This is a genomic window from Variovorax sp. dw_954 (assembly GCF_018449755.1).
Lineage (GTDB): Bacteria > Pseudomonadota > Gammaproteobacteria > Burkholderiales > Burkholderiaceae_C > Variovorax.
Genome location: NZ_JAAVVD010000009.1, coordinates 1 through 19,444 on the forward strand (window position 1 = coordinate 1; position 19,444 = coordinate 19,444).

12 protein-coding genes are annotated in these 19,444 nt (G+C 72.0%); all 12 read right to left on the reverse strand.

Annotated features, from left to right (window positions below; genetic code table 11):
* On the reverse strand, positions 1–552 hold a 552-nt coding region (locus HB681_RS15600), incomplete at its 3' end, for a hypothetical protein (protein WP_213955766.1).
* Complete coding sequence (locus HB681_RS15605) at positions 549–2,039, reverse strand: hypothetical protein (protein WP_213955767.1); 1,491 nt, start codon at positions 2,037–2,039, stop codon at positions 549–551. The genes HB681_RS15600 and HB681_RS15605, both read right to left, overlap by 4 nt.
* A gap of 15 nt (positions 2,040–2,054) precedes the next feature.
* On the reverse strand, positions 2,055–7,190 hold the full coding sequence (locus HB681_RS15610; RefSeq protein ID WP_213955768.1) for a hypothetical protein: 5,136 nt from the start codon (positions 7,188–7,190) through the stop codon (positions 2,055–2,057).
* A 1-nt stretch (position 7,191) separates the two neighbouring features.
* Entirely contained in the window at positions 7,192–9,546 is a 2,355-nt protein-coding gene (locus HB681_RS15615) for a hypothetical protein (protein ID WP_213955769.1), read from the reverse strand.
* Between the two features lie 9 nt (positions 9,547–9,555).
* Positions 9,556–10,479 carry a hypothetical protein gene (locus HB681_RS15620; protein ID WP_213955770.1) on the reverse strand — a complete coding sequence of 308 codons (924 nt, stop codon included), beginning with the start codon at positions 10,477–10,479 and terminating at the stop codon, positions 9,556–9,558.
* Between the two features lie 2 nt (positions 10,480–10,481).
* Complete coding sequence (locus HB681_RS15625; RefSeq protein ID WP_213955771.1) at positions 10,482–13,100, reverse strand: phage tail protein; 2,619 nt, start codon at positions 13,098–13,100, stop codon at positions 10,482–10,484.
* A 6-nt stretch (positions 13,101–13,106) separates the two neighbouring features.
* The gene (locus tag HB681_RS15630) at positions 13,107–15,395 is read right to left on the reverse strand and encodes a putative baseplate assembly protein (protein WP_213955772.1); all 2,289 of its coding nucleotides are present in this window, start codon (positions 15,393–15,395) and stop codon (positions 13,107–13,109) included.
* A 7-nt stretch (positions 15,396–15,402) separates the two neighbouring features.
* On the reverse strand, positions 15,403–15,804 hold the full coding sequence (locus HB681_RS15635; protein WP_213955773.1) for a GPW/gp25 family protein: 402 nt from the start codon (positions 15,802–15,804) through the stop codon (positions 15,403–15,405).
* A complete protein-coding gene (locus HB681_RS15640; protein ID WP_213955774.1) occupies positions 15,797–17,482 on the reverse strand; it encodes a hypothetical protein in 1,686 nt (561 codons plus the stop codon). Before HB681_RS15640 ends, HB681_RS15635 begins: the two co-directional genes overlap by 8 nt.
* Positions 17,483–17,489: 7 nt before the next feature.
* Positions 17,490–18,173, reverse strand: a complete 684-nt coding sequence (locus tag HB681_RS15645) for a phage baseplate assembly protein V (RefSeq protein ID WP_213955775.1) — start codon at positions 18,171–18,173, stop codon at positions 17,490–17,492.
* 7 nt (positions 18,174–18,180) lie between these two features.
* Positions 18,181–19,266, reverse strand: coding sequence for a contractile injection system protein, VgrG/Pvc8 family (locus tag HB681_RS15650; protein WP_213955776.1), 1,086 nt, complete (start codon positions 19,264–19,266; stop codon positions 18,181–18,183).
* 13 nt (positions 19,267–19,279) lie between these two features.
* On the reverse strand, positions 19,280–19,444 hold the full coding sequence (locus tag HB681_RS15655) for a hypothetical protein (RefSeq protein WP_213955777.1): 165 nt from the start codon (positions 19,442–19,444) through the stop codon (positions 19,280–19,282).

Below are 19,444 nucleotides of genomic sequence, written 5' to 3' on the forward strand. Positions count from 1 at the left end.
GCCGCCGGCCAGCGCCACCAGCAGGGGCAGCGGCAGGCGCAAGGCGGCATCGGCACGCGAGCTGGCGCGATCCACCGGTTCCTCGATGTGCAGGAGGCCGCAGGCGAGCGCAGCGCCGTCGAGCAGAGCGGTCAGAGAGGCGGCGGCTTCCAGGCCGCGTTGCGCATCCAGGCAGGCGATGAGGCCGAGCGTGGGCCGGGCCTCGCGCAACGGCGCCTGCAGCCAGGCCAGCGCGCGGCTGTGCATCACGTCACTGTCGGCCGCGTGGGACAGCGCGAGGGCGAAAGCCTCGCTCGCGTTGAGTCGAAGCGCCATCACGAGGCGATGCAGGCGGGCGTCGGCCGCGGGTGGACGCGCGCGCCAGTCGGACCACGCGCTCGGCAGGTCGAGCCAGGGCGAGGCGCCGGCCTGCGCCATCAGCCAGTGGGCCTCCGGCGCGGCGTCGGGCAAGGCGCTGCCGGGGGCGAGCATTGCCAGCAGGCGTTGCGCCAGCGGGAGGTCGTCGCTGGCAATGGTGGGCGCCGCGCCGGCCAGGGATTCGTCGCGTTTCATCGAAAGGTCTCGGGTTGCCTGCCGCTGAAATAGTGGAAGCGGACGATGCGCTGCAGCCAGGGCACCCAGCCGGGGTCGATGTCGAGGCCGGCGCGGCGTATGCGCAGGTCGACTTGCGCGAGTGGCAGGTGCACGTCGATGTGGGTGGGGCCCCAGTCGAGCCAGCCGGGGCGCAGGGCGAGGCTGGCCAGGCCGATGCCGCATTGCAGCCGCAGGTGGCGGCGAAGGGTGTTCAGCCAGTGCGTGGTGCGCGCGTGCAGATCGGCGGCGCGGGGGGCGTCGGGTGCGGCGAGTGCGGCAGCGAGCGACCAGGTGGCGTCGTCGCCGTGAAGGTCGAGCCGGGCGGCGATGCGTTGCAGGAGCCGTTGCGCCAGGGGCGCCAGCTCGCTGTCGACCGCGTCGATGCGCATTCGGGACAGCACGGGCACCAGGCACAGCAGGCCGCCGGCCGCAGTGAATTGGCCGATGGCTTCGAGGATGCGGGGGTGCGATGCCTCGCCGTCGTCGTGCAGACGCGAGGGCGGCGGCGAAGGCGCGTCGATGGCGGCCGATGGCGGCGCGTGAAGGCCCCGGGTCGCCGCGTCTGCGGCGGTGAGCGTCACGCCGCTTCGCGGCGCGACGGGGTCGGCGATCGCCGGGTCCGTCACCACGAATGCAGCTTGCATCGACGTATCGTCCGGCGCGGGCGGCGCAGTTTCGAAAGATGCCTGCGCCGCCAGGGACAGCCTTGGTGCGCTCGCTCGGGGTCGGGCGGGCGTGGCAGGCGTCGGTTGCGCGTGAGGTGCGTCTTGCGGAGCCGCTTTCATGGGGGTTGCAAACGCGGCCGTATCAGCTTCGGAGGCCACCGCTCCCGCAACTCGCTCGCGCGACGGCGTGCTTTCGGGACCGGCGGCCATCAGATGCCCCCCGGCCCACGACAGCGGCAGCCTGACCCCATGCTCCCGCAGCAGCGCACCCAGCGCAGGCAACGTCTGCGCGCGCGCCCAGCGGGCATGCCCCGCATCGGCCAATGCCTCCAGCAACGCCGGCACGGTGTTGACCGCGCCCGGCGACAACACCAGCTCCCGCACGATGCGGCGCAGGCGCTCACCCGCGTCGGCATCCGGCGCAAGCACTTCCGCAGGCAGCGCCAGACGCCAGTGCCACGCGGCAGCCCCGGCGCCGCTCGCCAGCCTCACGGCGTAGCAGCGCATCGCCTCGAAGGGGCTCGCGAACCACACCGCACTGGCCTCGGCTGCCTCCGCCGCGTCGCCGTGGACCCAATGCAAACCCGCCGCCTGCACGCACCGCTCGATGTGCAGGGACAGCCGCTGCGCGCCCCATCCCGCGGGCATGCGGCCCAGGTCGAGCCGTCGCACCAGCAGCAGGCGCTCGCCCGTGTCCGGCAGGCTTGCGCAGCGCAGCGCATCGTCCAGCCGCGCCTGCAATTGCCAGGCATGCGATTCGCTGGGAACGCGCATTCGCAGGTGGCGCACGGTGCGGGTCATGGCTTGCCCTTGTGGCTATCGCGCCGCGATCGCCGCGGTGCGCGCGGCCTTGGCGCTGACCACTTCACCGGCGGCGAACTGCACGCGCACGTCCAGCCCCAGGTCCACCGTGGCGCTTACCGTCGACAGCACGCGCGCCGACACCTCGCCGCTGCCCACGTCTTCGATCGCCGCGCGCGCCACCAGGCTGCTGCCGCGATAGAGCATCGCCTGCATGCCCACGCGCAGCTTGTCGCCGGCGTCGAGCGCGACCAGCGGGATGCGCACCCCCGGCCGCACGCCCACCGCGGGCCGCGGCATGCGGCCCGCCACGATGCGGCCGACGGGCGCATGGCTGGCCAGCAGCAGGCACATGCGCACCACGTCGCTGACCAGCGATTGCGCATCGTCCTTCGCCGGGTCGACCTGCGCGAACAGCCAGTCGATGTAGGCCTGCATCTGGCGGCGGTCGGTCGAGTCGATCTCGCTCCAGCGCGGCAGGTTGGCCCCGTTGCGCAGCGACGGCGCGGCGTCGTATTGCGACATCAGCTCGGCCCAGTCAAGCCGGATCGATGCGCTGACGCCGCAGAACTCGGCATGCAGGCAGGCGCAGACCTGCGCGATCGAACCGTAGAGGTCGGCCGCGCGCTGGCTCACGATGCTGCGGCCATGGTCGCCGTCGATGATGTCACCGAGCGAGACCACCTCGGTCGCCTGCGCATGCAGCGCCTGCCAGCTCAGCGATGCGGCGCGCACCAGGTCGATGCTGTTGACCGCGCTGACGCGGGCCGCGAGCAACGGCGTCTGCCTGGCGATGACGTTGCTCACCGACACGCCCAGGGTCGGCGTCGCGCTGCGCAACGCGCCGCCGAGCGAGGCCGTCATCGCCGCGCTGGCATTGACACGTTGCGCGACCAGCGTGGTGCGCAGTTGCGAACTCTGCAGCGTGCGCAGCAGCAGGTCGCTGCGGTCGAGTTGGCGCAGCAGGGTCGGCGCGTGCACGAACCAGCTCGCCGGCGCCTCGCGCACCACGCGCAGCATTTCCTCCAGTTCGTCGGGCACATCGGCATGGTCGCGCAGGCAGGCCGGCACCGGCGCCTCGGCCAGGGCCGGGTCGATGGCGCGGCGCGGCAGTTCCTGCATCGCGGCAGTCTCGCGCGGCCGCATGAAGGCGAGGAAGCGCACCTCCTCGGCCAGCACCTGCGCGCGGCGCGCGTTGACCGCGTCGATGCGGGCCTGCTCCTCCGCAATGAGCGCGCGGGCGACACCCACGTCATGGCGTGCCTCGGCCAGCCGGTCGCCTGCGGCGCCGACACGCAAGGCGGCGTCGGCACGGTCGCCTTGCAGCGCCGTCAGGGCCAGTTCGCAGCGCGTCAATGCGTTGCGATAGCCGTTGATGCGGCCTTCGAGCTGGCGCAGCATCGCGACGGTGTTGTCGGACAGGTCGGAAAGCTGCGAGAACAGCGTCGATTCGTCCAGCGTCAGCGTCGTGCCGGCTGCGTTGACCGGCAGCGGTGGCGAGTCGTCCAGCCTGCCTTGCAGGCTGGGATCGATGCGGAAATCCAGCAGCCGACGGCGCCGGTTCTTCACGTCGTCGTCGGATCCGCCCGTGAGGATGGGGTCCTTCTCCAGCCCGAACACATAGAAATAGTCGCTCACGCCCGGCACCGCGCTGAACAGTCCGGAGGGCGCGCCGCCGTCCTCGGCCATGAACTCGTTGAGCAGGCCCACCAGCTTCAGCACCGTGTCGCGCCGGGTCGCCAGCGCGTAGTCGCGTGCCTCCTGCGAGGCGGAAGCCTTCAGCCGCTCGGCGATGGCGGTGGTGCGGATCGGCGACTTGCCGATCACGGGCGCCGAAAGCACCACGTCGACCGGGCTGGGCATGTTGACCGTGTAGATCGGCTGGTAGGTCGCCAGCGCGGCGATCCGCTGCACCGGCGAGTCGGCCTTGGCGGACAGGTCGGCGCGCACGTTGATCCTTGGGGCGACGTCGACCTTCACCCCGAGATCGAGCTTCCCCGCGAGGTTGAGGTTGACCGCGCTCACCGCGCTCACCGCGCTCACCGCGCTGACCGCGCTGACGGCGGGACTGGAGAAGAAGCGCGATGCGGCCTGCGGCGGCGTCGCGACCAGGGGCGCGGCCGCGGCGGCTGCGGCGGGTGCAGCAGCGGCGCGCAGCACGGTCGCCGTCGTCTGCTTCAGGCCCGCGATGTAGCTCGCGATCTGCGCCTGCGAGGCGACCGCCGTCTCGGCCTTGGCAATGGACGCCAGCGTGGGCGACACGGCAATGCGCAGGGCATCGGTGCTGCTGAGCATCAACTGCCGCACACGGTAGATGTCGGTCTGCATCTTGACGAAGCCGTGGTCGGTCAGGTCGTCGGTGCGGTCGATGCGGGCGCGCAGGTAGTCGACGAAGGGGCCGAGGCCGCGCACCGTCAGTTGTGCGCGCTCCTGCTCGGACAGCACCGACAGCACTGGATCGGCCAGCAGGCTGGCCACCGACTCCACCCGGCCGATGCGCGATGTGTTCGTCGGTGCATAAAGGTCGCGCGCCTCGATCGGCACCCAGGGGCCGGAGGGACGGGCGTTCGGTGGCAGGGTGGAGGCGAACCACGGTCGCTCCACGACGTTGGTGAGGGTGGCGCCGGTGGAGGTCTGCGTCTGCGTGATCGTCGCCGCGCCGGTCGCCGCGAAAGCCGCGCTGCCGCCGTGCAGGGCGAAGGCCATGCCGTCGATGGGTGTGCTTGGTGCCAACCCGACATCGGCTGCAGCCACCACCAGTCGCACCCATTGCCCGGGCAGCGGCAAGCCGCCGCTGCGACGGCGCGAGACCGTGTCGGTGTTGCCCCAGCCGATCAGGTCGGCGCCCCAGAAGGCGCGGTGCTCCCAGGTGCCGGCGGCATGCCACTGCAGCATCACTTCGCGCGGCGGATCGTTCGGGTCGATGTAGACCCAGGCGTAGAGCTGTTCCGCCGCGCCCGGCGTGAAGGGCGGGTTGGCGCCTTCGAAGTAATGCTGGTGGACGCCGACGCCCGAAGGCTCCAGGAAGCCGCCGTTGGCGACGCCGGGCGCCGCCGGCACGCTGTCCGGTATGGCCGGCACCACGCCGCGCGCCGGTTCGAAGGGCGCCCAAAGGTCGTTCTGCGTGAGCAGGTCCCAGGGCTCGTCGCCCTGGCGCCGCGCACCCAGCGGCAGCACGTTGCAGAACCACTTGGGCTGCTGGTTGGCCGTGCGCGTGCCGGCCATGCCGTAGGCGGCGCGGCCGTCGAAGAGCGTGAAGGCCATGCCGTCGATGGCGACGCCGGCCGCGCCGACGAGCGCGGCTTGCACCTCGAGCTGCACCCAGCGCCCGAGGTCCGGCAGCGGGCCCATCAGGCGGTGGCCGGCCGTGTTGGGCGCGCCGTATTGCGGCAGCAGGTCCTCGCCCCAGATCGCCCGATGCTCCCAGTCGAGCCCGCGCACATGCCATTGCAGCATCAGCATGCGCGGCGGGTTGTCGGGGTCGAGGAAGACCCATTGCGACATCGCGTCGGCGGCACCGGGCGTGAGGATCTCCGTCGCGCTGTCGAAGTAGTGCTGGTGCGCGCCCGCGCGCAGCGTGCTGCGGTGGCCGCCACCGACCGGCGGCGGGCCCCAGGGCAGCAGGGTCTCGGTCTCCACGGCGAGCGGGTCGTCGTTGTAGGCCGGCACGGTCTGGGGCTGGCCGGTCAGCACGCGTGTGAGCAGCGCGAGTTCCTGGCGCAGGCCCTGGCGCGCGCCGAGTTCACGCGCGCGGCGCAGCAGGAAGCGGTTGAGCGTGGTGTCGAACTCGGGGTCGATCACATCGGTTTTCAGCAGGCGCGGTTCCCACGAGGCCTGCGGCACGGGCACCAGCATGCGGACGCGGTTGGGCGCCGACAGGTCGATCGTCGCGAGCGCCGCGGCATCGTGGAAGGCGGCATCGAGTTGCTCGATCGGCACCGGCACGGCGTCCAGCGTGCACAGCGGCGGAAAGAAGTCGCTGTGCCATGTGGAAAAGTTCAACGCATTGGTCGGCAGCAGTCCGCAGGGCGGCAGCGTGAGGAAAGGGTCGCCCATCTGGTCGGCCGGCGGTGCCGGGTCGCCCAGTTCCGCGATCTGCTCGGCGAACTGCTCGATGCGCGCCTGCCACAGCGCGGGCAGGCGGCTGTCAGCCAGCAGGGGCGTGCGGCCGTCGAGCGTGGCCCCGGACTGGAGACGGGCCTCGCGCGCACGGCCGCCCTGGCGCACCACGCTGGCGCGGTCGCTGAACAGCGGCATCACGCGGGTGGCATCGGTGGCCGTTGCAGCGGTGTCGAGCGCGATCAGGGCCAGCGGCACGCCGGCATCGGCCCAGGGCAGCACCTCGCCGGGCGCGAGCCTCGCCTCGGCCTCGAAGATGGCATGGGCCAGCGCATTGCGAAAGCGCAGCACGCTGGTCGGCAGCGGCTGCCATTCCTCGGGCCATGGGTACCAGAGCAGGCGCAGGCCGTCGCCGATGCGCACGTCCTCGTAGCTCGCGCCGTCTTCGGCCGAACCGCCGCAGGCGCAGAGGTCGCACGGGTCGTCGGGGTCGATGCTGGAGACATCGACCACCACCGGCTGCGCCACCAGGATGCCGACGCGGGACATGCGGGCGCCGGCCGTGGCGAGCAATTGCGACAGCGGCAGGTCGCCGATGCTGCGCGAGTTCAGCGTGGGCAGCGCGACGGGTGGCGTCGGGTCCGTGGGGTCCGTCGGGTCGGGTGGCGGGGCGGGCGGTGTCGGGCCTGCCGCTGTGGACCACTCGGCCGGGGCCAGCACCGGCAGGTCGGCCAGGCGCAGGGAGATCGGGCGCATCAGCGTCACGTCCTCGCCGCTGGCGGCCAGGGCCTGGCCGGGCTCGATGAACAGGCGCAACTGCGTGCCGCCGCCTTCGGCTTCGGGAACCGCCTCCAGCCGGTGGTTGACCTCGAGGCCGCCGACCACGCCGGCGGTGAACGCCTGCCCGCGTTGCGCGATGCGTCCGGCCGCCCAGGCCTGGCGCGCGGCGAGCGTGGCTGCGCTGAGGGTGCGGCCGGCGAACAGGTGCGGGCGGCGCAGCCAGTCGGTGGCGGCGTCGGACGCGTTGCCGGGCTGCAGCGCGATGACGCGCTCGCCGGGCAGCGGCGTGGCGATGGGGACGATGGTGCTCACCTCAGCCTCCCTTGCGCTTGGCCTTGCGGCCGCTGCGTGATGGCGAATCGCCCGGATCGGGCTTCGGCGTCTCTGCCGACACGGACCGGGCGGCGCGAACCACCGGCGACACCGGGGCGCCGCGGATGACTGGCGAGACGATGGGCGAGACGGGTGTGATGACAGGAGTGACCGGCGTCACGGGGAGGACAGGCGTGACGGGCCCCAGGATCGGCGGACGCGGCCCCGGCACCGGCGTGACGACGGGCGGGCGCGTGGGCGGCGGCGTTGGCGTTGGCGTTGGCGTTGGCGCGGGCGTTATCGGCGGGCGCGTGGGCGGTGGCACCGGGGCCGGTGGTGGCACGGGAGCCGGTGGCGGCACAGGCGCTGGGGTTGGCACTGGAGCTGGCACCGGAGCCGGCGGCACTGGGCTCGAAGGCGTCACCGGCGCCGGAGTCGGCACGGGTGCCGCGGGCGGCACAGGGCTCGGCGCGGGGGGCTCCGGAACCGGCGCAGGCGGCGACGCCGGCCCCCCAGGCGCACCCACCGGCGCATCGAAGACCCGCGCCAGTTCCGCCACCACCTGCGTCGGCGCCAGGGATGCGTTCTGGTCGAGCTTGCGCCACGTCACCCCAGTCGCGATGCGGCGCAGCGTGTCGGGCCGCAACTGGCCTTCGGGCGCAGCCTTCTCGACGCGCTCGAGCCCCTGGCCGGCGCCCCGCGCGGTGAGATCGGCGCTGACCTTCAGGACGGTTGCCAGGTCCAGCGAGGGCCGCGTGCCGGCTTGCGTCGCCGGCGCCGCCGCATCGGCATCGCGCGCGGCCTGGGTCAGCGCGCCGATGGTCGCAGCGCTCAATGCCGGCGACTCGGCCAGTCGCTTCGACGACAGCAGCGAAGTCAAGGTGCCCACCGCCGCCGGCGACGAGCGAGACACGAGGTTGTTGAACGAATCGCTCAGCCCCAGCATGCTCATGCGGGTGCGCAGCGACGTGTCGAGCGTGCGCTCGTCCACGCCGCTCACGGCCTGCCATGCGCCTGTGTAGTCGTCGCGCACCGCGAGATGGCGGCGCCGCACGAACCACAGGTTGGGCAGGCGCGCGAGCCGTTGCCATTCGGCGTCGGAGGGGCTGGTCGGGTCGAGCACCACGACCGGACCGCTCGGCAGCCGCAATTTCTGCAGCACCTCGAAGGGCTTGCGCTGCGAGATCAGGTTCGGCGCCGCCGGCTTGACGACACGGCTGGTGCTGGCCAGGCGCGCGGTGACGGCGCGCCATTCATTGCGCGGCACTGGCGCAAGGATCAGCACGGCCGTGGAATCCAGCGCGTCGGCCGAGGCCTGCAGGTCGATCGGTTGCAGCAGCAGCGCGTCCTCGATCAGCGCGGGCAGCTCGTCCTCCGGCACCGGGCTGAAGTCGACGTCGATCTCCGCCGGGAAGAAGCCCTGCGTGAAGTCGCGGATGTCGATCAGCCCCGCCGGCAGCGGCCCGGCGCCGGGCAGCGCAGGGAACCAGGAGGACGCAGGGAAAGTCCGCCCCCGCGTGTTCTCCACCACCGCGGCCAGATGGTCCTGGTACTGCATGAGGTGTGCAAGCCGCAATGCGCGTGGCGAAAAGCCCAGCCCCGGCAGGTCGCCGCGATCCGCGCCGAGTTCGCGCCGCACCATCGCCTCGTCCACCCATTCGACCGTGTTGTTGCGCAGTGCCACCAGTGCCAGCGGCAGCACGTTGGCCGACAGGCTCGCGCCGCCACCGGCCACGAACACGTCGCGCGCCACCCGGCCACGGCGCGCGTCCAGCGCGTCGGTCGCGCCGTCGTCGGGCCAGGGCACCAGCACGATGGCGGTGGCTTCGATGGTGTCGCCGTCCTCGACGGTGCGTTGCCCGGTCAGCGACGACGGGTAGGCGCCGATCGGGTTGGCGGTGTATTCGACCGGACGCAGCGCCAGCACGAACAGCCCGGTGCGGCTGCGCATCGGCGGGTTGGGGATGCGGCCGAGGCCGAAGCGCGCGGACAGCTGCTCGGCCTGCGCGATGTTGGCCAGCGCGATGTCGAGGTCGCGCGGCAGCAGCACCAGTTCGCCGGCGGGCGTGATGCCGTGTCCGGTTTCGATGTGAAGCGACTGCGAATCGCTGCTTTCGGTCACGCGCAGGCCCTGGGCGACGCCGCTGCCCGCCGCGCGGCCCAGGTCGGCTTCGCGCGTCAGCGTGTATTGCTGCTCGCGGATCAGGTCGCGCGCGGCCAGGAAGCGGCCGTCGAACCAGCGCGGGCGCTCGCGCCGCGGGTCTTCGACCAGTACGCCGGCCGTGCGCAGGCGTTGCACATCGGAGCGGGCCACGAGTTCGCGCGCGGCGCCCTGGGTGAGGTTGGGGAAGGGCATGGTGAGTCCTTAGAGGCCGATGGCGTTGGCCAGCAGGTTGACCGCCGGCAGGAAGCGGCGGCCGAAGTTGTCGACTTGCGGCGCCTCCGCACTGCGCAGCGGCGCACCGGTGGCGACCAGCGCCTGCACCGGGATGAAAAGGCGCGCGAGGAACACCGCGCTGTGGTCGAACACCAGCGGATGCTCGGGCAGGGCGTCGAGCGGGTCGGTGCTGCCGGAGCGGCCGGTCGCGGGGTAGGCGGCGAGCACGGCGTCCTGCGTCGCGGCACGGCGATCGGCCGGCGCCTGGCCGCTGAGATCGGCGCCTTGCAAGGGCAGGCCGGCGTTGGTGTCGGAGAGTCCGGCGCGCAAGGTCACCACCACCTCGTAGGCATCGCGCAGGCGCGACACCGAGACGGCGTCCAGCGCGTCGTACGGCCCGGACGCAAAGCTCGGCGTGTAGCCATGCGCGCAGGCGATGAAGCGCAGGTAGACATCGGCGACGACGGCGGCGGCGGGCAGGGGCGTCGCGTCGGCCTGGCGGCGCAGGCTGGCAAAGCGCGCCAGGTTGTCGTAGCTGGCCAGCCGCATCGCGCCGCCGCCCTGCGTCGCGGACTGCTGCGTGAACCACGGCACGAGGCGCAGGCAGGCAGGTCGCGGCACCTCGATGAGCCGGCCGAGCCGGTCGACCGCCACGCCGGGGTCGACGACGATTTCCTCCGGATGCGGCGCATTGCCGCCGATGACTTCCGGCTCGTAGTGCACGCGCAGCCCGGCCAGGGTGCCGTTGCCGGACAACTGCGCCAGGGCGCGCGCGAGCCGGCCGCGGTGGTAGGTCTGTTCGTCGCTGAAATCGTCTGCGGCGAGCATCATGCCGGTGGCATAGGAAGGTCGCTCGGGCAGCGGGCGGGCGTACAGCGGATCGGCGCTGGGGTCGCGGCTTTGCACGGTCATGGTCATGGCTCCTGGTTCAAGATGGGCGCGGTGCTGCCGCCGACGCGCGGGTCGAGTGCGGGCGACTGGCGCACCAGGTCGCCCATGCCGAGCACGCTGCGCTGCACGCGCACCGGCTGCGGCGCCGCGGGCGGCGCGAGGTAGGTGTCCACGGCGACCAGGCTGGAGACGCCGACCAGCAGCGGCTTCGACGCCGTCACCACGCGCACGTCGACGTGCGCCGGTGCTTCGAGTTCGACGATGCGGCGGATCAAGCCGAGGTCCTGCGGCTCGACTTCCTGGTGCACGAACACCGTGGCGCGGTGGGCCAGGCGGCCGTAGAAGGCGCGCACCGCGTCGTTCTCGGCGTCGGTGGCCTGGTCGTCGCGGAACAGCGCCATCAGCTCGGCCTGCTGCTGGTCGGCGAGGAACAGCGTGTCGCCGACGATGGAATTGCCGCTGTGGCCAAGGCCCGGCAGCAGCGGATCGTCTTCGTCCACGAGGTCGACGCCCAGCAGCGTGGCCAGCAGGCGGCGCAGGCGGAAGTCCTCGATCACGACGATCTCGCCGCCGCTCACGCCGCCGCCACTGGCCACGTCGAGCGCGAACGACAGGCCGCGCCGCGTGCCATGCCAGCGCGCCAGCCGGGGGGCTTCGCGCAGCCAGGCACGGCGGCGGTCGGCGGGCAGGGCGGCATCGAAGGCGACGCCGACCCACGCGCCGAGCCAGTCGAGTTGCGGCTCGGGCACGGTCGCCGGATGGGTCAGCACATGCGCGCTGGCGACGCGGTCTTCCAGCGTGGTCAGCACGCCCTCGTAGTTGGCGACCATGCGCGAGAGGAAGTCGGATGGGGTCGCCTTCGGCCTGTAGACGCCGATGTCGCGTGCGCCCAGCGGGTCGCGCACCAGGTGCCAAGTGGCCTGGCGCGAACTGTCGAACAGGCGCCAGCGCTGCTGCGGCTCGATGGGCGTGGCGGCCAGCGCGCCGGAGATGTCGGGGAGTTGCTGTTGCAGCGCCTGGACGACCGCGGCTGCCGCGGCGCCGCCCGCATCGAGCGACGCGATCGCGCTCGCCGGCAAGGTCGCGAGCCGCTCACCGGCGGCTTGCGCATCGGCGCCGAACTGCGTCTCGCGCAGGAAGCGCGGCAGGTAGTGGTCGACGTAGTCAAAGCGGCCGGCCCAGGCGCGCAGCGCGAGGATCTCGGGCGTGGCGCGGCCGTCGCCGAGCAACGTGCAGCGCACCCACAGGTAGCGTCCGACCAAGCGGCGCACCCGCCGTGTCGCGTCCTGGATCAGCACGCCGAACAGGCCGCGCCGGTCGCGCTCGGCGGTCCAGGATGCCAGCCCGGGGTGGCCGGGCAACTCGGACGGCGCGCGGTCCCATGCGGCGCGCGGCACCGGGCCGGCCATCGTGTCCGGCGCGAGCGCGGCGATGTCGCGGCCAAAGCCGTGCGGCTGCCAAGCGCCTGCATCGTCCAGCGGCGGCGGCGCGGGATCGGCCGTGGCCGCGAGCCAGACGATGAAGCCGGTGCCGGCCGGGATCGAGGCCTCGGCCATCAGGCGGTGCCAGACGGTGTCGGGCTGGCCGCTGTCGAGCCATTGGGCCGCGAGGCCATCGGCGGTGTCGGCCCAGTTCGTGGCCTCGCCTTGGCGCGCGGTGTTGACGAGCGAGAGCGGCAGCAAGGGCTCGGCCTCGTCGTCGTTCAACGGGTAGCGCGGTGGCATTTCCAGCGTATGGGCGAAGGAGGCCTCGACGGCGCCGGTGGCCAACGGGAAGACCTCACCGAGCACGATGCCGCCGTCGTCGAACGAGAGCGCGTCGGTGCGGCCGGGCAGCCGCACGGCGATGGCGCCGTTCGCGAGCCAGGCCAGGCTGTAGGCATAGCGGCCACCTGCGAGGGGCACGGCGGGCGTGAGGGTGCCGCTGGTGGCGTCGATGCTGCGCAGCCGTGCCGCACCATCCGGCCCCCAACTGAGCAGGCGCAACGCGGGGCCGGGGTACGCGGCCAGGGCGATCGGCTGTTCGTCGGCGGGCCAACTGATTTGCGTCAGCCGGCGCAAGGTGGGCGGGAAGCAGTTCTCCAGCTCGGGGCGGAAGACCTGCGGCGCGTATTCGTCGCGTGCCGGCGTCTGCAGCGAAAGCGGCCGGCCTTCGAGCCGCGCCAGCCGTCCGCTGGTGCGCTCCATCAGCAGCACGCCGCCGTCCGCGTGGGCCGCGAGGCGCCAGGGCACGAAGCCCTCCGTCGGGACGCGTGTCGTGGCGAAGCGGCCGCGCAGGTCGTGCATCAGCACGGCGTCCGGCAAGGCGGCGTACAGCACGCCATCGGTGCCGACGCAGATGTCGGTCGGTGCGACGTCCAGCGGCAGCGTGATCGCGTCGCCGGGGAGATGGCCGGTGTGCACGACCACCGCCATGGCCTCGCCATCCCATCGCGCGACGGAGCCGAAGCTGTCGACCGCGCGCGGCACCACGTCCAGCGCGGCCAGCGCCACGGCCTCCGCGGCGGCATCGATCGGCGAGACCACCTCGCGCTCGCTGGCCAGCCGCAGGGCCCGGCAGCCGCTGTCGTAGCGCGTGTGGTCATGGCTGCGCCAGTGACCGGCATTCGCCAGCAGGAAGAAGCGCAGGCCGTTGGCGTCCATGGCGGTTCAGCAGAGTTCCGGCACGACGGGCACCGCGACCTGGTTGGCCTTGGCGAAGGGGTTGGGCAGCGCGGCCAGCGAGGTGGGCACGGCCGTGTCCCCATCGACGACGATCACACCGAGCAATTCGGGCAACTGCCAGCGCGCCAGTTCGAGGCTGCGCGTGCCGTCCGGCTGGTTGCGCGGCAGCAGCGTCCATGCGGGGCCGCTTTCCGACACGCCCTTGCCGAACAGGTTCAGCCCCGACACCTCGCGCACGCCGGCCACGCGCGAGACCTCGACCTCCAGCTCGCGCTCGCGCACATGGCGGCCCAGCGTCCAGCCCTTGCCGTCGGCGCCGCCGGGCGGCAGCGGCCACAGCAGCCGCTTCAGGGCCTGGCGCACTTCGAGCAGCACGGCGTCGCGGCCGAAACCGTCGCGCAGCACCACACCTACAGCGAGTCCGAGCGGGATGTATTCGCAGCCGATCACGTACAGCTCCGACGCGAGCGGCGAGCGTGCGGCCAGGTGGCTGTACGTGCGCTCGAGGAACGGCCTGTCAGGACGCGGGTTGGGTGCCTGCGCGGTCGTCATCGGCTGCTCCGGCAGCACCATCACGCTGACCACGCCGGGCACTTCGAAGCGCCGGTCGCGCGGCTTGAAGCGCGGCATCACCTCGACGCGGCCCATGGCGATGCCGGGCACTTCGAAGGCCAGGCGCTGGTAGTCGAGCGGGGTCACGGCCCGGTCGCGGTGGCGCAGCAGCGCGGGAATACGCGCCTCGGCCTGCGCCATCGTCTCGGCATCGACGCCGCCTTGCATCGGCAGCGGCTGCTGGACCTTCAGGGGCGAGGATCGGCCGCCTTCGATGCGGGTGGCGCTGATGGCGGTCAGTGATTGCGGCGGCAGGTTGCCCACGACGCCGCCACCGAAGCGGCCGAAGGCCAGGCGCACGCGCATCTGGCGCTCCGGGATGCGGCCACGGATGCCGTCGCCGAAGCGCAGCGTGCCGGCGGCGGCATCGAATTCGAAGACCGCGGCTTCACGCGCGACGTTGGGATTGGCATCGATGGTTGCCAGGTCCTCGATGCGGCTCCATGTGCGGTAGCCCTGGCCAGGTTCCTCGACCTCGATCACCAGCGTGTCGGCATCGACCGATCCTTGCGGCAATGAAAAGCTTTGGTCCGCCGCACCGGTGGAACTGCCGAGCACGCTGCCGCGCAGGGTCGTGCGCTGGTCCACTTCGACCGCATTGGCGCCGATCCACGACAGCGCCAGGTGCTCGACCTGCGCACCGGGCCGCGGGCGCAGGCGCAGCCAGCCGACCAGGCGGGCGGCGCGGTCGGCATCGTCGATGCGCGGCGGCGTGTCGCCGACACCGGCGGACGGATTGGCCAGCACGTCGTTGGGCGGCACCCACAGGCGATCCTTGCCAGGCAAGGGCAATCTCAGCGTGCCCGCGCGGGTGAGGCCGGCGGTGGTGTTGCTGTCGGGCAGCGGATCGAGCGTGAGGTATTCGGTGCCGAAGGTGCCGGTGCCGCGCGTCGCCAGTTCCCACAGCACGGGCAGCGGCGCCGGTGCCTCGAGTTCGTCGAACAGCTCGGGCGTGCTGATGGTCGGCACCACGCCGAGCGACAGCAGCGTCGGCGTGCCGGCCGCGCCGCCGAGCGCGTTGCGCACGGATTCGTTGGTGCTTTCCTGTTCGGTGGGCCGGGCCGCGGTGGGCGCGAGCAGCGCGATCCACAGCACCCGGTCGATGCTGCTCGCGAAGACGTCGATGCCGTCGGGCTCGGCGCGGTCGGCATCGAACACGCGATGGGTTTCATACGGCTCGGCCGCACCGTTGACGCGATGGATGCGGGCCAGCCCCGCGACCACGTCGGCCATGCGGGCGCGTTCGCCATCGTCCAGCGCCCGCTTGATGTAGGCCTCGGCCACGATGGGCAGCACGCTGGTCTCAGACAGCGTCTCGAAGGGCGCGGGGCCGCTCAGCGTGGCGCCGGGTTGCAGCGTCTGCACGGTCAGGTCGTTGGGCGGCTGCGCGTAGGCCAGTTGCACGATGCCGCGCGCGGGCAGGGCGCCGCGCATCGGCGCACCGAGCAACTGCTGGAACACCAGCCGCTGCCGCTCCGGCACGAGGTTGGCGCGGTACAGCAGCGCATCGCCGAGCCATGCGAACAGCTCGACCATGGTGCGGCCGGGATCGCCCAGGCGCGGGTTGGTCCATTCCGGCGTGTGGGCCGGGATGCGGGCGAGCAGGTCTTCGACAAGGTCGTCGAAGCGCCGGTCGTCGAGGCGGGGTGGGGTGATTGCCATGGTGGGTCTACCGTGGTTCCTGGGTCATGGTCAGCGCGAGCGTGGCCGCCTCGCCGGTGCGTTGCAGCCGGTAGGCGATCTCGACGCGGATCTGGGTGGGTTCGCCGTCGACTTCGAGCACGTCGACGCGGTCGAGCACGATGCGCGGCTCCCAGCGCGTGACGGCCTCGGTCACCAGCACCTGGATGCGGCGGCGCGTGGCCAGCGTGTTGGGCTCATGCAGCAGGCGATCCAGGCCGGCGCCGAAGTCGGGCCGCATGAGTTGCTCGCCGGGGCGGGTTGCCAGCAGTGCCTGCAAGGTGTCGCGCACGCTGCGCTCGAGCACCGGCCAGTCGAGGCGGCCATGCGCATCGGGAACCGCGAACAGCGGCCAGCCGATGGCGGGGCGGCGGAGGTCGAACTCAGCCATTGCCGTCGCTCCGCTTGGGGAACGGGATGCAGATCTTGATGAACAGCATCCAGCGGAAGAACAGGTCGAACAGGCTCAGGAAGATGTTCAGCGAAATGAACGCGCAGATCGTGATGATCGGGATGTTGAAGCTGCAGATCCAGCCGAGCGTGAGGTTGCCGGTCGAGCCCTTGCCGTCCAGCATGTCCTTCGGGTTGCCCGACATCAGGTTCTGCAGCGAGGGCGGCACGACGAAGGAGACATTCGGCTTGAGGCCGGCGAGGAAGCCGCGATCGGTCGGGTCCGGCATGGCGATCTGCACCGGCGGGGCGCCTGCGCCTTCGTACCACGGGGCGATGACGAAGGCTTCGCTGGGCTCGGCCCAGACGGTGCGGGCGGGGCACGTTCCCTCTGGCTTGAGGCGGACGAAGGCAAGCAAGATGTACTTCGCGCCCGGCTCGTCGTAGCGGCCCGGCGCGCCCTTGACGGTGGCGAAGCGGGCGCGCATGGCGGAGGACAGGCAGGAGCGCAAGGCGCGCTTGTCGGCGTCGGACAGCGCGGGCCAGGCCCGTGGCATTTCGGGCGCCGGTGCGCCGGGGTCGCGTTCGATCACCAGGCGGACTGCGGCGCGCAGGAAGCTGCCGGCGTCGACGAAGTGGTCCGTGGTCTCGCCGTCCCGGCGCTTCAAGGGCAACTGGATGACTTGAAGCCGCGCATAGACGGCCGCGCTGGCCGGGCTGGTGCCGAACGCATCGAATTCGCTGGCCAACTGGCGCAGCAGCGTCACGAAGCGCTTCATCGCGAGGTTGCCGGGGTTGGCGTTGAGCACGGCCCAGTCCGCGTTGCTGATGCCTGGCGGCTGGATGCCACCGGGCTCGCCGAGCGCGTCGACCCAGGCTGTCTTGAGCGCGTTGCCGGCGAACGGGAAGTCCATTCCGTCGCCGCGCAAGGGCTCGACGAGGTGGTTGATGAAGTCGGCCGAGTCGGCGCCGAAGCTGTCGCCGAAGGTCTCGCTTTCTGGCGCTGGCGTTGCAGCCAGCTCGCCACTGCTGGTCGGCACGATGCCGCAGTAGAGCGTCTTGGCCGCGGCGGCGCAGACATCCGGGGGCGCGAGGAACAGCGGGTGGGTCTTTTCCTCCAGCCACGCGTCGGCCGGTTCGAGGGCGAGCTGCGTGAAGGCGCGGTCGAGCGCGGCGCCCAGGCGCGGCGCGGGCAGGCGGCGTTGCATGTCGGGGTCCGCACCCGCAGGGCCGAGGCGTTCGACCCGCGCCCAGCCTTGCAGCACGCCGCGCCGCGACATCCAGCCTTCGATCCAGGCGCCGTGCGCGTCGCTGCGCAGCCGCCGCACGACGAAGCCGGCCGAGGCGATGCGCTTCGGGTCCAGCCGCGGCAGGCCGGGCGTGTCGCACCAGGCTTCGATCAGGGCCAGGTGGAACTGCCGCTGCACCGGCTGGAACAGCTTGAGGACGCCCGACTTGTTGCGCTGCGCCGCGACGAGGCTGCGCAGCGTGGCATGGGCATCGGCATCGCGCAGTTGCGCGAAGGTGCTGGCGAGGAAGTCGTCGTCGCTGCGTTGCAGCAGGAAAGGCGCGCTGCCCCGGCCGGGGACCGGTGGCGGTTGCAGGTTGCGCGGCGCGCCGACCAGTACCGGATGGTGCTGCTGTTGGGGCGGCTGTTGCCGTTGAAGAGCTTGTGCCATGCCGGGCCTACCAGATGTTGCCCGCGCCGGGCGTATAGGCGGTGGAGATCACCGTGTTGCTGATCAGCGTGTCGCACTTGACGACGCCGCTGAAGGTCGACATGCCTGCGTCCACCGTGACCATGGCGGCGCTCACGGCCACCTGCGAGGCCTGCACCGTGACCTTGGCCGACGCGGTCACGGTGATGCCCGCGGTTTCGAGCTTGACGGAGTTGCCGTTGGAATCCTCCAGCGTCAGCGCACCGGGGCCGTCCTTCAGCGTGACGGTCTGGCCGCCGGGGGTTTCCAGCTTCAGCGTCTCCTGCCCACTTTCATCGGTGAGGGTGATGCGGATGCCGTTCTTCGACGCGATGCACTTGGTGACGTTGCGGCCGCCGCTGTCGATCGACGCAGGCGCGGCCGAGGCGCCGTTCCAGAGCCCGCCCACGACCAGCGGAAAGCGCGTGTCGCCGCCGGCGAAGACGACCAGCACTTCATCGTCCACGTCCGGAATGAAGAAGGCGCCGCGGTCGCTGCCGGCAAAGGCCGACACCACGCGCGCCCACAGCGGCGCGTCGTTGTCGGCGCCGTCGAAGGCGAACAGGCGGACCTGCACGCGGTTGGCGCTGTCGGGATCGTCGAGCGACACCACGCGGGCCAGGTGCGCACCCTGGTAGAGCGCGGCGGGGCGGTCGAAGGTGGAATGGCGCATGTTCATCTCAGGTGCCGAGGTACGCGCACTCGGCGCTGAATTCGGTGCGATAGCCGTGCTGCAGGTCGAACAGGTGGCAGGCCTGCGTGACGTAGTAGGTGTTGTCGAAGCGGGTGTCCAGGCCCGTCAGCGTGACGTGGCTGCCGACGCGCAACTTGGGGTTGCCTTCCGTCGTGCCGTCGACTTTCACGAAGCGGCGGGCGCGCTGGTCGAAGGCGGTCTGCGCGACGACGGTGGCTTCCTCGCTGGTGGCGACGCTGACCTGCGCGACGCGTTCATGGCGTGCGCCGAAGGCGTCCTTCAGCAGTTGCGCGCCGGTCTTGCCGGCGCCCGGGCCGAGATGCGCGCCGCTTTCCGCGGTGGACTCGGCGACGCTGCCTTGCCCGGCGTCCCAGCCACGCACGCTGACGCTGGTGGCCTGGTCGGCCAGGTCGGCCCGCACCCTGGCGCGGCCGAGCTGGCCATGCATTTGCAGTTCGATGGCATTGCGCTTCACGTCCTCGCGTGGCGAGACCTGCAGCTCCTCGCCGACGATCTGCAGATCGGCGTCGAAGCGCTCCAGCAGGCGGCGCAGGAAGGCGAGGTCGCTCTCGGCCAGCTGGGCCCAGGTGCCGCTCGGTGATGTCAGGCCGGCGATCACCGGGCGCAGGCCCAGGTCGCTGGCAATGGCCTTGACCACGTCGGCCGGCGTGGCATCGGTCCAGGTGCGGCTGCGGCGGGCGAGGCGGGCGCCCTGCAAGGCGTCTTCGGCCAGCGCGACGATGGTCGGTGGGTCGCCGGTCGCGTATTCGAGTTCCAGCGCGGTGATGCGGCCGCGGAAGATCTCGCAGGGGCTGGCCTCTTCGCCGAGGTACACGATCAAGGAGGCGCCCAGCGCCAGCTTCGAACCCGAAGGAAAGGCCAGGCTCGCGCTGCCATCCGGCGTGCTGGCCCAGTTCGAGAAGCGCAGCTCCATGCCGCTCAGGCCGCTTTCCTGCTCATGCATGCGCATCGACTGGATCAACTCGGCGGCGCGCTCGTCTTCCTGCCCATCGAAGCGCAAGGTCGGCCGCGCGCGGTAGATGGCGGCCTGGCTGACGGATGTCTCGGACATGGTGACGGGCTCCTCAATCGGCGTGCAGGCGGGCCTGGCGCTCGGCCATCAGCGCGAGTGCGTGGCGCATCGTTTCAAGTGGGTCGTGGCTCGCTTGCGCCTGCTGTGTGGGCGCGGTCTCGGCGGGCGCGGATGGCGGTGCGATTTCCGCGGTGACGTCTTCGAAAACGATGGCCAT

Excerpts from the sequence above, each read along its gene's own strand:
- HB681_RS15625 (WP_213955771.1), bottom strand. The coding sequence starts at position 13,100 with ATGGACGCCAACGGCCTGCGCTTCTTCCTGCTGGCGAATGCCGGTCAC.
- HB681_RS15645 (WP_213955775.1), bottom strand. The coding sequence starts at position 18,173 with ATGCGCCATTCCACCTTCGACCGCCCCGCCGCGCTCTACCAGGGTGCG.
- HB681_RS15605 (WP_213955767.1), bottom strand. The coding sequence starts at position 2,039 with ATGACCCGCACCGTGCGCCACCTGCGAATGCGCGTTCCCAGCGAATCG.
- HB681_RS15655 (WP_213955777.1), bottom strand. The coding sequence starts at position 19,444 with ATGGCCATCGTTTTCGAAGACGTCACCGCGGAAATCGCACCGCCATCC.
- HB681_RS15620 (WP_213955770.1), bottom strand. The coding sequence starts at position 10,479 with ATGACCGTGCAAAGCCGCGACCCCAGCGCCGATCCGCTGTACGCCCGC.
- HB681_RS15640 (WP_213955774.1), bottom strand. The coding sequence starts at position 17,482 with ATGGCACAAGCTCTTCAACGGCAACAGCCGCCCCAACAGCAGCACCAT.
- HB681_RS15635 (WP_213955773.1), bottom strand. The coding sequence starts at position 15,804 with ATGGCTGAGTTCGACCTCCGCCGCCCCGCCATCGGCTGGCCGCTGTTC.
- HB681_RS15630 (WP_213955772.1), bottom strand. The coding sequence starts at position 15,395 with ATGGCAATCACCCCACCCCGCCTCGACGACCGGCGCTTCGACGACCTT.
- HB681_RS15615 (WP_213955769.1), bottom strand. The coding sequence starts at position 9,546 with ATGCCCTTCCCCAACCTCACCCAGGGCGCCGCGCGCGAACTCGTGGCC.
- HB681_RS15650 (WP_213955776.1), bottom strand. The coding sequence starts at position 19,266 with ATGTCCGAGACATCCGTCAGCCAGGCCGCCATCTACCGCGCGCGGCCG.